Source organism: Streptomyces sp. NPDC043867, assembly GCF_056435845.1.
On the sequence record NZ_JBWKDS010000050.1, the window covers coordinates 16000 to 29467 of the forward strand.

The following is a 13468-nucleotide window of genomic DNA, read 5'->3' on the forward strand; positions in this document are numbered from 1 at the left end:
CGGATTCGGCTCGCAATGACGTTGCCGTACGCGCGTGTCCGGCCTTTCGACCGGTCAATTCGGAGCGTCGCGGGGCCCCTCGGGAATTGTCCGCGGCGGCTCGGCGGACACGCACAGAACCCCTCGAAGGTGTGACGGAGGCGAGCCGAAACGCGTGTCGTGATCCTGTGACAGAAGCGTGACCGGAGGGGGACACGTGACGCATGGTGTCCGGTCCGGGCTTCCCCGGCCGCGGCGGGCCGCCTAACGTGGCGTGCATGGCACCCATACCCACCACCCCGCCCGAAGAGCCCGAGGACAGCCCGGAGACCTACGTCGGGCTGGCGGCGAGCAGCGCCGAGGAACGTGCCCGGCAACGCGGCTGGTCCACGGTGCGCTCCCTGCCGCCCGGCTCGATCATCACCATGGAGTACCGCGTGGGCCGGCTGAACCTCGAGGTCACCGACGGCACGGTCACCCGCTGCTGGAAGGGCTGACCGCACCGCTCCCCGCACGACGAAGGCCCCCGGCTCGTCAGGAACCGGGGGCCTTCGCCGTGCGGGGAGGCTGTGCGTACCGGCCCCGCCGTTCTGTGCTCAGCCGCCCGTCAGGGGGCGGGCCGAGGTGCCCGTGGTGCGCGGCACACGGTCGGCGTGCGGCGGCCGGCGACTGCCCACGGGCGTGACGGGTGTGCGCTCCGAGCGGGCGGAGTGCGGACCGGGAGCCAGATGGGCGGGCGCCCGGGGCGGCCGGGTGGCGGCCGTCGCGTGCGCCGGGGCCTGCCCGTCGTCGGCGGTCGGCCGCGTGACCATGACCGGCGCGCCCACCGGCTTCGGGGAGACGGCCGGGACCGCAGTGCCACGGCGGCTGCGCCAGGCGTCGCGCAGGGTGAAGATCCAGGCCTCGGCGCGGGCGATCAACGGTTCGAACCAGGGCAGCGCCAGCAGGATCAGCAGACCCGCGGCCCAGCCCAGGAGCACGTCGCTCAGCCAGTGCGTACCGAGGTAGACGGTGGTGAGTCCGACACCGAGCGAGGTCACCGCCGACAGCGCGGACAGCCAGCGCCTGGCGCGCGGGGTCGAGGCGAGGTAGGCCAGGATTCCCCAGGTCACCACGGCGTTCGCGGTGTGGCCCGAGGGAAATATGTCGCCGCCGAGGCCCATCTCGTTCGAACCGATGGTGATGGCGTAGTGCGGGCCCAGGCGGCCCATGCCGATCTTCGCGGCGCCGACCGTGATGTTCAGCAGGAGCAGTGAGGCGCCGAGCGTGAGCAGCGGGCGCAGGGTGTGCTGCCGCCAGGAGCGCCAGCCGAGCCACGCGCAGACCATCACGGCGGTGGGACCGCGCTGGCCGAGCACCACGTAGTAGTCGAGGAACGCGTGGATCTCCGGCCACTGCTGGTACGGCCGGAAGAACATGACCTGCCAGTCGAAGCGGACCAGCCAGGACGTGATCGCGACGGCCCACACGATGGCCACGTAGAAGGCCAGGGTCGCGCTGAGGAGCACGACCCTGTGCCGGCTCATCCTCGGTACGGGGATGTGGGCCGGCCGTTCCGGCTCACGGTCCAGCCGGGCGAAGACCCGCTCCAGACGGGTGAGGTTTCGTTCGGTACGCACTCACTCGACGTTACAGCGAGTGAGCTGTGTTCCCGCGCGATTCACCGGCTTTGTGATGACGATGTGATGTGGGATTGCTCTCAACAGGGCCTTTATCGCTGCGGATTGCCTATTCGCAGCCGGGTTCGGCCTTCAATTCCTTTGATCATTCGGTGACGCTGTTTTGCGGCTCTTATGAATTCGTTCACCGGACGCTGGGGCGGAATTCCCCGCGTGCTCACCGGCGGCCGGGGCCGCCGCCGTGCCCCTCGCGGTGACCGGTCCGGCACACCGCGTCGCTGACCTCGGGCAACGGCGGCAGGCGGCGTGGCACACGCCACACGGCCCGCGCCGGGAACGTGAGAGGTCCGCCACGTGACACCCGGCGGAACTCGCGTACGCTGACCGTTCACTCGCCTTTCGTTGCGTGGGCCCGGGAGCCGCTCCTTCCGCGCCGCAGCCGCAGGGAGTCCCCACCCCGCGGTTTCCGCCGAGGCGAGGGAACATCTGGGAGGTACGTACATGTCCGGGACGACCACGGCCGCTGCGCGTCGCCGTCGGGAGACCGGGGCCGGTGCCAACCGCTGGGTCGTCCTCGTGGTGCTGTGCGTCAGCCTGCTTCTCGTCGCCGTCGACGCCACCGTGCTCCACGTCGCGGTGCCGGCCGTCACCGAGGACCTCAGGCCCGGCGGGATCGAACTGCTCTGGATCGTCGACGTCTACCCGCTCGTCTGCGCCTCGCTCCTCATCCTCTTCGGCACGCTGGGTGACCGCGTCGGCCGCAGACGGATCCTGCTCCTCGGCTACGCCCTCTTCGGAGTCGCCTCCGCCGTCGCCGCCTTCGCGGACACCGCACAGGTACTGATCGCGGCCCGCGCCCTGCTCGGCGTCGGCGGCGCGATGATCATGCCCGCGACGCTGTCGATCCTGCGCCAGGTCTTCCCCGACCGGCGCGAGCGCGCGCTCGCGATCGGCATCTGGAGTGCGGTCGCCGCCGTCGGCGCGGCCGTGGGGCCCCTGCTCGGCGGCTTCCTCCTGGAGCACTTCTGGTGGGGCTCCGTCTTCCTCGTGAACATCCCGCTGATGCTGGTCAGCCTCCCGGTCGGTCGCCGGCTGCTGCCCGAGTCGACCGGTGACCGCGACGGTCCCTGGGACGTCGTGGGCGCCCTGATGGCGGCCGCGGGACTCTTCGGGGCCGTGTTCGGTGTGAAGCGGCTCGGCGGCGGGGAGCCGCCCCTCAGCCCTGTCACGCTGCTGCCGCTGCTGGTGGGCGGCGCGCTGCTGGCGGCCTTCGTACGACGGCAGCGGCGGCGTGAGAAGCCGCTCGTCGACCTGCGGATGTTCGCCCGGCCCGCGTTCAGCACCTCGGTGGGCTGCATCGTCCTCGCCATGCTCGCGCTGGTCGGCCTGGAGCTGATCGCCGCGCAGTACCTCCAGCTCGTGCTGGACCTCTCACCGCTGGAGACCGGGCTGCGGCTGCTGCCGCTCACCGTCGCGGCGATGGCGGCGGGACTGGCCGGGGCCAACCTGCTGCGGCGGTTCGGACCCCGCGCGATGGTCTGCGTCGGCTTCTGCGTGACCGCGGCCGCGGTGATCAGCCTGACCGCCATGGGCGATCACGACAACACGGGCCTGCTGCTCTTCGGCTTCGTCCTGCTCGGCTTCGGTCTGGAGACCACGCTCTTCGGCGCCTACGAGTCCATGCTCAGCGAGGCGCCTCCCGCGCAGGCCGGCGGGGCCGCCGCGATCGGCGAGACCTCGTACCAGCTGGGCGCCGGCATCGGCATCGCCCTGCTCGGCAGCGTCATGAACGCGGCGTACACCCCCGGACTGTCCTCGGTGCCCGGTGTCCCCGCCGCCGACTCCGCCGCGGCGGGGCACTCGCTGGGGGAGGCGTACGAGGTCGCGGCGCGGCTCGGCGGGCCTTCGGGTGCGGCCCTGCGGGACGCCGCGCGGGACTCGTTCGTGCACGGACTGCATGTGACCCTGCTGGTCAGCGCCGGGCTGCTGTTGCTCGGGGCCGTGATGGCGCTGAGGTTGCCGCGGGTCATGGAGTGCGGAGCGGCCGCGGCGGGGCCGGCGGACGTGCCCTCGCCGCGGGAGGCCGCCGACGCGCGGAAGTCCCGCGTGACCGCCTAGGGCCTGTCGTTTGGATCAGGCTGGCTGTGACCGACGGTTCGTCCTGACCGGCCCGAGCGGGGTCTGGCGCGTGCAGCTGCAAGGCGGAGGAGGGAGTCGACGCGGAGCGTCGGCGACCGACGACAACGCCGCAGATGTGCGTGCCAGACCCCGCGACGCCGGCGTGATCCAAACGACAGGCCCTAGGCGTCCCGGGCCCCAACCCGGCAGGCGTCCTGCCACCCGCGCACCGCCGGCCTGCTTCGAGGTGCGCGTCTCCCGCGGGGCTCGGCGCCGTCGGCGGCTGCGGGCCGTGGGCTCTGGACTTGCGGGGCGGGGGCTCGTAACGTCGGGCCCGAAGTTTGGTTAACACTGCTAGTTTTCGCGTGCCGGAGGTTCTGCCATGACCGCGTCCTCGACGTTGCCGTCGTTCGACCCCGCCGATCCGCTGGGGATCGACGACCTCCTGGACGCGGAGGATCTGGCGATCCGCGACACCGTGCGCACCTGGGCGGCGGACCGGGTGCTGCCGTACGTGGCCGAGTGGTACGAGAAGGGGGAGCTGCCGGGCATCCGCGACCTGGCCCGGGAGCTGGGCGGGATCGGGGCGCTCGGGATGTCGCTCCAGGGGTACGGCTGCGCGGGGGCGAGCGCCGTGCAGTACGGCCTCGCCTGTCTGGAGCTGGAGGCCGCCGACTCCGGCATCCGCTCGCTCGTCTCCGTGCAGGGCTCCCTCGCCATGTACGCGATCCATCGCTTCGGGTCCGAGGAGCACAAGGAGCGGTGGCTGCCCTCGATGGCGGCCGGCGAGGTCATCGGGTGCTTCGGGCTCACCGAACCGGACCACGGCTCCGACCCGGCCGGCATGCGGACCCACGCCAGGCGCGACGGCGGGGACTGGGTGCTCAACGGGCGGAAGATGTGGATCACCAACGGATCGGTCGCCGGGGTCGCCGTCGTGTGGGCGCAGACCGACGACGGGATCCGCGGATTCGTCGTGCCCACCGACGCACCCGGCTTCTCGGCGCCCGAGATCAAGCACAAGTGGTCGCTGCGGGCGTCCGTCACCAGCGAACTGGTCCTGGACGACGTACGGCTGCCCGCCGACGCCGTGCTGCCCGGGGTCACCGGCCTGAAGGGGCCGCTCAGCTGCCTTTCGCACGCGCGCTACGGAATCGTGTGGGGCTCGATGGGGGCCGCGCGGTCCAGTTTCGAGTCCGCCCTCGCGTACGCGAGGACGCGCGAGCAGTTCGGCCGGCCCATCGGCGGCTTCCAGCTCACCCAGGCCAAGCTCGCCGACATGGCGGTCGAGCTGCACAAGGGGATCCTGCTCGCCCATCACCTGGGACGGCGCATGGACGCCGGACGGCTGCGCCCCGAGCAGGTCAGCTTCGGCAAGCTGAACAACGTGAGAGAGGCGATCGAGATCTGCCGTACGGCGCGGACGATCCTCGGCGCCAACGGGATCTCGCTCGAGTACCCCGTGATGCGGCACGCGACGAACCTGGAGTCGGTGCTCACCTACGAAGGCACGGTGGAGATGCATCAGCTCGTGCTGGGCAAGGCGCTCACCGGTCTCGACGCCTTCCGGTGAACCCGGTCCCCGTGACCGGCGCGCCGGAAGGCGGTGCCGGTGAGCGGCCCTGCCCTAGCTCTGGTTGAAGAAGCCGTCCGCCGGACGGCCCGCCGCCTCACCGCTCACGATCTCCGTGTGGGCGGGAGTCAGCAGGAAGACCCGGTTGGCGACCCGCTCGATCGTGCCGCGCAGGCCGAACGTCAGGCCGGCCGCGAAGTCCACCACGCGCTTGGCGTCGGCGGGCTCCATGGACGTGAGGTTCATGATGACCGGGACACCGTCCCGGAAGAGCTCGCCGATGCCGCGGGCGTCCCGGAAGCTGTCCGGGGTCACCGTGCCGATCCGGCGGCCCTTCTCCTCGGCCGTCTCGGAAGCGACCTTGACGCGCGGGTCGGTGACCCAGGCATCGCCGGACTCCTGTCCTTCGGCGTAGTCGTCGTCGTAGTAGCGCTCGTCATCGTTGTCGTCGACGAGGCCAAGCCAGGCACTCGCCTTGCGCACCGATCCCATGGACGCCTCCTCTCACAGCGGTCTTTATTGCTTTCCGCATCCCCATGGTCGTCCATGATGCGGATGTCGCGCCAAGTGGATAGACGCCGTGCGGGGGTTTCGTGACGGTACTGGTGCACAGCGAATCCGTCGAGAGCCCACGTTTCCCAAGGGTCGTGATGTAAACGGCTGCTGACTAGGAGTGAAATATGATTCTTCACTGCGTACGGGTGACGGAGGGTGCGTACGGGTGAACGACGGGGGCGGATACGATGCCGCAGCTCAACGTTGTACGAGGCACGGGGGAGTGTCATGTTCGGAATCGTCCGGCCCTGTCGGCATCGCCTGACAGAGGGTCTGAGAACCCAGTGGATGGCGCATTTGTGCGGCCTCTGCCTTGCGCTGCGCGGGGACCACGGTCAGTTCGCCAGAGTCGTCACCAACTACGACGGTCTGCTGATATCGGTTTTGACGGAGGCTCAGGCCGAGCGCGCCACGGGATGGCGGCGCACCGCGGGGCCCTGTCCGCTGCGCGGAATGCGCACGGCGTCCGTCGCGCAGGGTGAGGGAGCACGGCTCGCGGCGGCCGTCTCCCTGGTACTGGCCGCGGCCAAGGTGCGTGACCATGTCGCGGACGGTGACGGACTTCTGGCGCGCAAGCCCGTGGCGCTCGCCGCACGCCGGGTCGCCGCGGGCTGGGGCAGGGCCGGCGCGCGCAGCGGTTCGGCCGTCGGCTTCGACACCGCCGTCCTCGTCGACGCCGTCGACCGGCAGGTCGGCATCGAGGCACTCGCCGGGCCCGGGACGTCGCTGCTCACCGTCACGGAACCGACCGAGACCGCGACCGCCGCCGCCTTCGCGCACACCGCCGTCCTCGCCGGCCGGCCCGGCAACGCGGCGCCCCTCGCCGAGGCCGGGCGCCTCTTCGGGCGGCTCGCGCATCTGCTGGACGCCGTGGAGGACCGGGAAACTGACGCCGCGTCGGGTGCGTGGAACCCGCTGACGGCCACGGGGACGCCGCTCACCGAGGCGCGACGGCTCGCCGACGACGCGCTGCACGGGATCCGGCTCGCGCTGCGCGAGGTCGAGTTCACCGACGCCAAGCTGGCCCACGAGCTGCTCGCGCACGAGCTGGCGCGGTCGGTGGACCGCGCCTTCGGGACGGCCGGCTGCGGTCACGCGTCCGGACACCCCGGCGGGACGGACGGTTCGTTCGGACCGCCGCCGCAGCCGGGCCCGCACGGACCGTACGACACGCGGAATCCGTACAGCGCCGGCAACCCCTTCGGCGGCGGGCCCTCGCTCCCGCCGCCGGGGCCGGGCAGGCGCGGCCTGCTGACCGGGTGCGCCGTGGCGATCGGGCTGTGCTGCACCTGCAAGGTGTGCTGCGCCGACGAGTACGAGGGGCCGTGGTCGCGGCAGCGGCGCGAGGGCTGGTGCAGCAACTGCGACGGCTGCGACTGCTGTGACTGCTGCGAGGGCTGCCAGTGCTGTGAATGCTGCGAGTGCTGCTCCTGCGACTGCTGACGCGTGAGGCCCCCTCCGGGTGACCGGAGGGGTTTCCGTCGCTCGCGGCGGGCCCGGGAGCGACGGTTCCAGCAGCTCCGAGGACGGGAACCCGGGGACGCCGCGTGGTCAGCCCTCGGTCACCGGATCTCAGCCCTTGATCTCCGGCGGTGATATCTGCGACTTCTCGATGCCCGAGCCGGTCGTCCCCCATTTCCTGAGGATCTTCCGGTAGGTCCCGTCGGCGATGAGCCGGTTCACCGCGGCCTGGAAGGCGGGCGCCAGCTTCGTGTCCTTCTTGAACGCGAAGCCGACGTCCAGCCGGTGGAACTCGTTGAGGAACTTCACGCCCTCCTGATGGGCGACCGCGTAGCGCAGACCGTTGATGGTGCTCATCACGACGTCGCTGCGCCCCTGTTGCAGGGAGGACCAGATCGCACCCTGTTCGTTGTAGGTCTGCACCTTGTACGCCTTCTCGCCCGCGTCCGTGCAGAGCTTCCTGTTCTGCTCCAGGGTCGCCTCGAAGGTGGTGCCCGCGCTCGTCGCGACGTTCAGTCCGCAGAGCTGCTTCAGGTCGGTGACCTTCCCGAGCTTGCTGTCCTTGCGGGTGGCGAACCCCTGGCCGTCGTTGATGTAGGTGACGAAGTCGATCGTCCTGCGGCGCTCGTCGGTCACCCCGAAGTTGCTCGCCCCGAAGTCGTACTTGCCGCTGTCGAGTGCCGGCAGGATCGCCTCGAAGCTCGCGGCCTCGTGCTTCAGCTTGATGCCGAGTGTCCTTGCGACCGCGTCCGCGAAGTCGACGTCCTGGCCGGACAGGGTCTTGCCGTCCTCCAGGTAGGAGGTGCCCGGCGGCTGACCGGAGACGCTGATCGCGACGGTGAGGCTGTCGACGCCGGACGGCAGCAGCCTGGCCGCCGCCGGGTCCTTCGTGACGGACGAGACGACGTCCGTCGTCGGGATCGTGCCGCTGTCGGCCGCGGCCTCGGCGTCGCCGCCGGCACCCGCGCCGGCCGGGTCGCCGGAACCGCACGCCGTGAGCAGCAGTGCCGCGGAGGTGATCAGGGCGAAGGGGAGGAAGAGGCGGCGGCGGGGTTGCGCGGACGTGCTCATGGCGTACGGATCTCCTGAACTGGCAGACGGCACATGGGGTGTTGGGGCGCGTAAGCGCGCGGGCGGCCGGCCGGGCTCGCCGGCCGGCGTGCGGGCAGGCGGGCAGCACGGCTGACCGTTCAGAAAGGGAGCAGGCGCGAGGGGAGGCGCCGGGTACGCGTGTGAAGGCGTCGGTGGACGGCGCTCAGGCGCCGGAAAAACGCAGAGAGCGCCCAGGAGAGAGGGCGCCGGCGGTCAGCTCAACAGGACGAGGACCACACTCGACCGAAGTCGATGTGGGAGCGCGTGACCAGCCACTGCTGCGAATGCATGGGCCCAAGTGGAACAGGCATCCGTTTCCGCGTCAACCGGCCTGAGACGTACCGCTCACAGTGTGGACAGCCTTGACAGCGAGGGGAAATGCCCCCGTACCCTCGGCGGACGGCCCTGCTGAGGGGCTCGGCCGTGCGGCGCCCCCGCGGCGCCCTAGTGACCTGTGTGAAGGCATCACCCGTGTTCGACTCGACGCATCACGGAGTCTTCGCATGTCCTCCGACACCCTCACCAAGGTGGCCGCACCGCAAAGAGCGGCGCCCCTGCGCATCGTCCCGCGACGCCGCCCCGGCCAGTGGGCGGCCGCCGTCGCCGTCCTGGTCCTGCTCGGGCTCGCCCTCAACTCCGTCGCCCGCAACGACGCGTTCCAGTGGGACGTCGTCGGCGACTACTTCACCTCGGCCTCGGTGCTGCGCGGCCTCGGGCTCACCCTCTGGCTGACCGCGCTCGTGATGGCGCTCGGCTTCGCGCTGGGCACCCTGCTTGCGGCGGGCCGGCTGTCCGCGAACCCCGTGCTGCGCTCGGTGAGTTGGGGATACGTCTGGCTCTTCCGGTCGATGCCGATCCTGGTGCAGCTGCTGTTCTGGTTCAACATCGGTGCGCTGTACCCGCGGATCCTCGGCGTGCGGACGGTCGATCTGCTGGGCCCGGTCACCGTCGCGATCGTCGGCCTCACCCTGCACGAGGCCGCCTACGCCGCCGAGGTGGTGCGCGGCGGCATCCTCTCCGTCGACCGCGGGCAGATCGAGGCCGCGCAGGCGCTGGGGCTGAGCCGCTGGCGGCGCTGGTGGAAGATCGTGCTGCCGCAGGCGATGCGCGCCATCGTGCCGCCCGCCGGGAACATGCTGATCGGCACCCTCAAGGGCACCTCCATCGTCAGCGTCATCGCCGTGCAGGACCTGCTCTACTCGGTGCAGCTGGTGTACCACCGCACCTACCAGGTCATGCCCCTCCTGATGGTGGCCACCCTCTGGTACGTCGTCGTCACCTCGGTGCTCAGCGTCGGCCAGTACTACGTGGAGAAGCGCTACGCCCGCGGTTCGGAGCGTGTCCGATGAGCGCCCAGGACCCGGCGGCGCGGCCGTCCCTCGTCATCGTCGGTGCCGGACCGCGCGGAACCGGACTGCTGGAGCGGATCGCCGCCAACGCGCCCGAGCTGTACGCCGGTTCGGGCCTCGACATCCATCTGGTCGACCCCTATCCGCCGGGCGGCGGACGCATCTGGCGCGAGGAGCAGTCGCCGCTGCTCCGGATGAACTCGCAGGCCCAGGACGTCACGATGTTCACCGACGAGAGCGTCGGCATGGCGGGACCCGTCCGCGAGGGGCCCACGCTGCACGAGTGGGCCGGCATCGACGGGCGGACCTTCGCCGGCCGGCGGCGGCAGGGCGCGTACCTGCGCTGGGTGTTCGAGCAGGCCGTGGCCGCCCTGCCACCGGGAATCCACGTCCACCACCACGCGCGGCGGGCCGTACGTGTCGACGGCCCGCGCGAGGGCCGCCAGCAGGTGTGGCTGGCGGGCCTGGCCCGTCCGCTCCCGGCCGACGTCGTCGTCCTCGCCCTGGGGCACCTCGATGCCGAACTCGACCCTGAACAGCGCGCGTTGTCGGCCTACGCGCACGACCACGGACTGGTCCACCTGCCGCCGGACTTCACCGCCGACAGCGATCTGTCCGCCCTCGCCCCCGGCGAGCCCGTCCTCGTGCGCGGCTTCGGGCTGGCCTTCGTCGACCTGGTCGTGCTGCTCACCGAGGGGCGTGGCGGGCGGTTCGAGCGGGGGGAGTACGTGCCGTCCGGGCGTGAGCCGGTCCTGCACGTCGGCTCCCGGCGCGGTGTCCCCTACCACTCCAAGATCGGTTACGACTGGGAGGGTGAACGCCCGCCGCTGCCGCGGTTCCTGGGCCCCGCCGAGATCGACGGACTCCTCGCGCGCCCGGCCGGATTCGGCTTCCGCCGGGACGTGTGGCCGCTGGTCGAGAAGGAACTGGGGTTCGCGCACTACCACCGGCTGTTCACGGCCCACCCCGACAGGACCCGGATGGCCTGGACGGACTTCGAGGAGAAGTACGCGGCCGGGGACGGCGCCGGGATCAGGGCTCTGGTGGCGTCCGCCGTGCCCGATCCCGCCGACCGGCTGGACCTCGCCGCCCTCGACCGTCCGCTCGACGGGGTGCGGTACTCCTCGCCCGAGGAGTTCCAGGTCGGACTGCGCACGTACATCGAGCAGGACCTGACGCGGCGTCACGACGCCGCGCACAGTCCGGACCTGGCCGTCTTCCTCGGGCTGCTCTCGGTCTACGGTCAGCTGGTCCGGCTCGGTGACATCGGCTCCTGGTGGCACGGCTTCTTCAGCTACCTGGCGTCCGGGCCGCCCGGTCCCCGGCTCCGGCAGCTGCTCGCCCTGTCCCGGGCCGGGATCCTCTCCTTCGTGGGCGCGGACATGACCGTCGCCGCCGAGGACGGTGTCTTCCGGGCGCGCAGTGCCACGGTGCCGGGCTCGGTGACCGAGGCCCGCGCGCTGGTCGAGGCGCGGCTGCCGCATCCCACGGCCGAGCGCACCGGCGACTCCCTGCTGCGTGCGCTGTACGCCGAGGGGGCCGCGGCGACCCCCGAGGGGCTGCTCGCCGTGCACCCCGGCGACGGCCGGATCCTGGACCGCTCGGGCACCCCGCACCCCCGGCGCTTCGCGCTCGGCCCGCACACCGACGCCCGGGGCTCGGGCGCCTTCACCCGGCCGCGTACCGGCGGTCCCGCCTTCCGGCAGAACGACGCAGCCGCCCGCGCCGCACTGGCGTTCCTGCGCGCCCTGTCCTGTCGCGTCGCCGCCTGACGGCGCCGCCGGCCGGGGTGCCGCGTCCTTGAGGGTGCCGAGGCCCGGTCGTACCGGCCCCTGACGGGGCGGTACCCCGCACGGCGCCCGGCGATCCCGCCCCGTTCCCCGAACGCCCCGGGACCGGCCGCTCCCGCGGCCGAGCGCGTACCCGCCCGGCTCCTTGGCCGGCGGCACGCCATGCCGGCCCCGGCCCTCGCCCGAACTCCCGCCCATGCCCACCACGTCCGAGGAACCCATGTCCCTGACCAGCGATCCACCCCGTCCGTCCCTTGCCGCCCCGGCTGCCGAGCCGGACGATCCCGGCATGCTCCAGGTCGTGCCCGTACGCCACCCCTGGCGCTGGGCCGCCGTCGTCGTGACCGCCGTGCTGCTCGCCCAGTTCGTGCACGGGCTCGCCACCAACTCCGGCTGGGAGTGGGAGGTGTTCGCCGAGTTCTTCACGGCCGACGTGGTCCTCAAGGCGGTCTGGGTCACTCTGCAACTGACCTTCTACGGCACGGCGCTGGGGTTCGCGCTCGGCATCGTGCTCGCCTTCATGCGGCTGTCGGCCAGCCCGTTCCTGAAGGCCGTGGCCTTCGCCTACATCTGGGCGTTCCGCTCCATCCCGCTCATCGTGCAGCTCCTCTTCTGGTTCAACCTGGCCTACCTGTACAAGGAGCTGCAGTTCGGCATCCCCTTCGGGCCCGGCTTCTTCTCCTTCGACACGATGGGACTGGTCGGGGCGATGAGCGCGGCCGTGCTCGGGCTCGCCCTGCACCAGGCGGCGTACGCGGCCGAGATCGTCCGGGGCGGCGTACTGGCCGTCGACGGCGGCCAGTTGGAGGCGGCCGCCGCGCTCGGTATCCCGCGGCTCCGGCAGATCCGGCGGATCGTCCTGCCGCAGGCCATGCGCTCGATCCTGCCGAACGCGGCCAACGAGGTGATCTCCCTCTTCAAGGGCACCTCGATCGTCTCGGTGATGGCGATCGGCGAACTCTTCTACCAGGTCCAGGTGATCTACGGACGCAACGGCCGGGTCGTCCCGCTGCTCATGGTCGCCACCGCCTGGTACATCCTCCTGACCACGGCGCTCTCGGTCCTCCAGCACTACGTGGAACGTCACTTCGCGAAAGGAACCGCCCGATGAGCGCGCCCGCCGAGTCCGCCGGCACCCCCGCCGCCCCGGACACCGCCATGGTCGACATCAAGTCCGTCCACAAGAGCTTCGGTTCGCTACAGGTGCTGAAGGGCGTCGACCTCGAAGTGAGGGCGGGGGAGGTCACCGTGATCCTCGGCCCCTCCGGCTCCGGCAAGTCGACGCTGCTGCGCACCATCAACCACCTGGAGAAGGTGGACCAGGGCTGGATCAGCGTCGACGGCGCGCTCGTCGGCTACCGGCGCTCCGGCGACAAGCTGTACGAGCTGCGCGAGCGCGAGATCCTCAGGCAGCGCACCCGTATCGGCTTCGTCTTCCAGAACTTCAACCTCTTCCCGCACCTCACCGTGCTGGACAACGTCGTCGAGGCGCCGGTGTCCGCGCTGAAGCGCCCGCGCAGGGCCGCCGTGGCGAGTGCCCGGACGCTGCTGGACCGGGTCGGGCTCGCCGACAAGGCCGATGCCTACCCCAAGCAGCTGTCGGGCGGCCAGCAGCAGCGCGTCGCCATCGCCCGCGCGCTCGCCCTGGAGCCGAAGCTGCTGCTCTTCGACGAGCCGACCTCGGCACTCGACCCCGAGCTGGTCGGCGAGGTGCTCGACGTCATCAAGGACCTCGCCCACCGGGGCACCACGATGATCGTCGTCACCCACGAGATCGGCTTCGCCCGCGAGGTCGCCGACACCGTCGTCTTCATGGACGACGGCCGCATCGTCGAGCAGGGCACGCCCGGCGACGTACTCGACCGCCCGGGGCACGAACGCACCCGCGCGTTCCTCTCCAAGGTCCTCTGACCACCTCTGACCACCCCTTCC

Annotated in this window: 11 protein-coding genes; 8 read left to right on the forward strand and 3 right to left on the reverse strand. The window is 71.5% G+C overall.

Going from position 1 to position 13468, the window contains the following annotated elements; genetic code table 11:
* Nucleotides 1-257: 257 nt before the first annotated feature.
* Complete coding sequence (locus tag AC069T_RS33785) at nt 258-476, forward strand: I78 family peptidase inhibitor (RefSeq protein ID WP_358854141.1); 219 nt, start codon at nt 258-260, stop codon at nt 474-476.
* Between the two features lie 99 nt (nt 477-575).
* Here the strand turns inward: AC069T_RS33785 and AC069T_RS33790 are convergent, their stop codons facing one another.
* Entirely contained in the window at nt 576-1598 is a 1023-nt protein-coding gene (locus AC069T_RS33790; RefSeq protein WP_478786375.1) for a phosphatase PAP2 family protein, read from the reverse strand.
* A 501-nt stretch (nt 1599-2099) separates the two neighbouring features.
* Here AC069T_RS33790 and AC069T_RS33795 point away from each other — a divergent pair.
* Together AC069T_RS33795 and AC069T_RS33800 are read left to right on the forward strand one after the other, a co-directional pair.
* Nucleotides 2100-3716, forward strand: coding sequence for an MFS transporter (locus tag AC069T_RS33795; RefSeq protein ID WP_478786376.1), 1617 nt, complete (start codon nt 2100-2102; stop codon nt 3714-3716).
* Between the two features lie 382 nt (nt 3717-4098).
* Nucleotides 4099-5289: an acyl-CoA dehydrogenase family protein gene (locus tag AC069T_RS33800; RefSeq protein ID WP_478786377.1), complete on the forward strand. Its 1191-nt coding sequence runs from the start codon at nt 4099-4101 to the stop codon at nt 5287-5289.
* A 54-nt stretch (nt 5290-5343) separates the two neighbouring features.
* On the opposite strand, the gene AC069T_RS33805 is transcribed toward AC069T_RS33800, so the two are convergent.
* The gene (locus AC069T_RS33805) at nt 5344-5781 is read right to left on the reverse strand and encodes a cell division protein SepF (RefSeq protein ID WP_355793185.1); all 438 of its coding nucleotides are present in this window, start codon (nt 5779-5781) and stop codon (nt 5344-5346) included.
* A gap of 291 nt (nt 5782-6072) precedes the next feature.
* Here AC069T_RS33805 and AC069T_RS33810 point away from each other — a divergent pair, with 291 nt between their 5' ends.
* Entirely contained in the window at nt 6073-7287 is a 1215-nt protein-coding gene (locus AC069T_RS33810; RefSeq protein ID WP_478786378.1) for a DUF5685 family protein, read from the forward strand.
* 129 nt (nt 7288-7416) lie between these two features.
* Here the strand turns inward: AC069T_RS33810 and AC069T_RS33815 are convergent, their stop codons facing one another.
* Nucleotides 7417-8376, reverse strand: a complete 960-nt coding sequence (locus tag AC069T_RS33815; RefSeq protein ID WP_478786379.1) for an ABC transporter substrate-binding protein — start codon at nt 8374-8376, stop codon at nt 7417-7419.
* A gap of 524 nt (nt 8377-8900) precedes the next feature.
* Between AC069T_RS33815 and AC069T_RS33820 the strand changes: the two genes are divergently transcribed.
* The 4 genes from AC069T_RS33820 (at nt 8901) to AC069T_RS33835 (ending at nt 13447) form a co-directional block, all read left to right on the forward strand.
* Complete coding sequence (locus AC069T_RS33820; RefSeq protein ID WP_478786380.1) at nt 8901-9746, forward strand: amino acid ABC transporter permease; 846 nt, start codon at nt 8901-8903, stop codon at nt 9744-9746.
* Nucleotides 9743-11518, forward strand: a complete 1776-nt coding sequence (locus tag AC069T_RS33825) for an FAD/NAD(P)-binding protein (protein ID WP_478786381.1) — start codon at nt 9743-9745, stop codon at nt 11516-11518. Before AC069T_RS33820 ends, AC069T_RS33825 begins: the two co-directional genes overlap by 4 nt.
* Before the next feature lie 238 nt (nt 11519-11756).
* Nucleotides 11757-12647 (forward strand): amino acid ABC transporter permease, encoded by an 891-nt coding sequence (locus AC069T_RS33830; RefSeq protein ID WP_478786406.1) that lies wholly within the window; start codon nt 11757-11759, stop codon nt 12645-12647.
* On the forward strand, nt 12644-13447 hold the full coding sequence (locus AC069T_RS33835) for an amino acid ABC transporter ATP-binding protein (RefSeq protein WP_478786382.1): 804 nt from the start codon (nt 12644-12646) through the stop codon (nt 13445-13447). The genes AC069T_RS33830 and AC069T_RS33835 overlap by 4 nt, the downstream gene beginning before the upstream one ends.
* Nucleotides 13448-13468 lie beyond the last annotated feature (21 nt).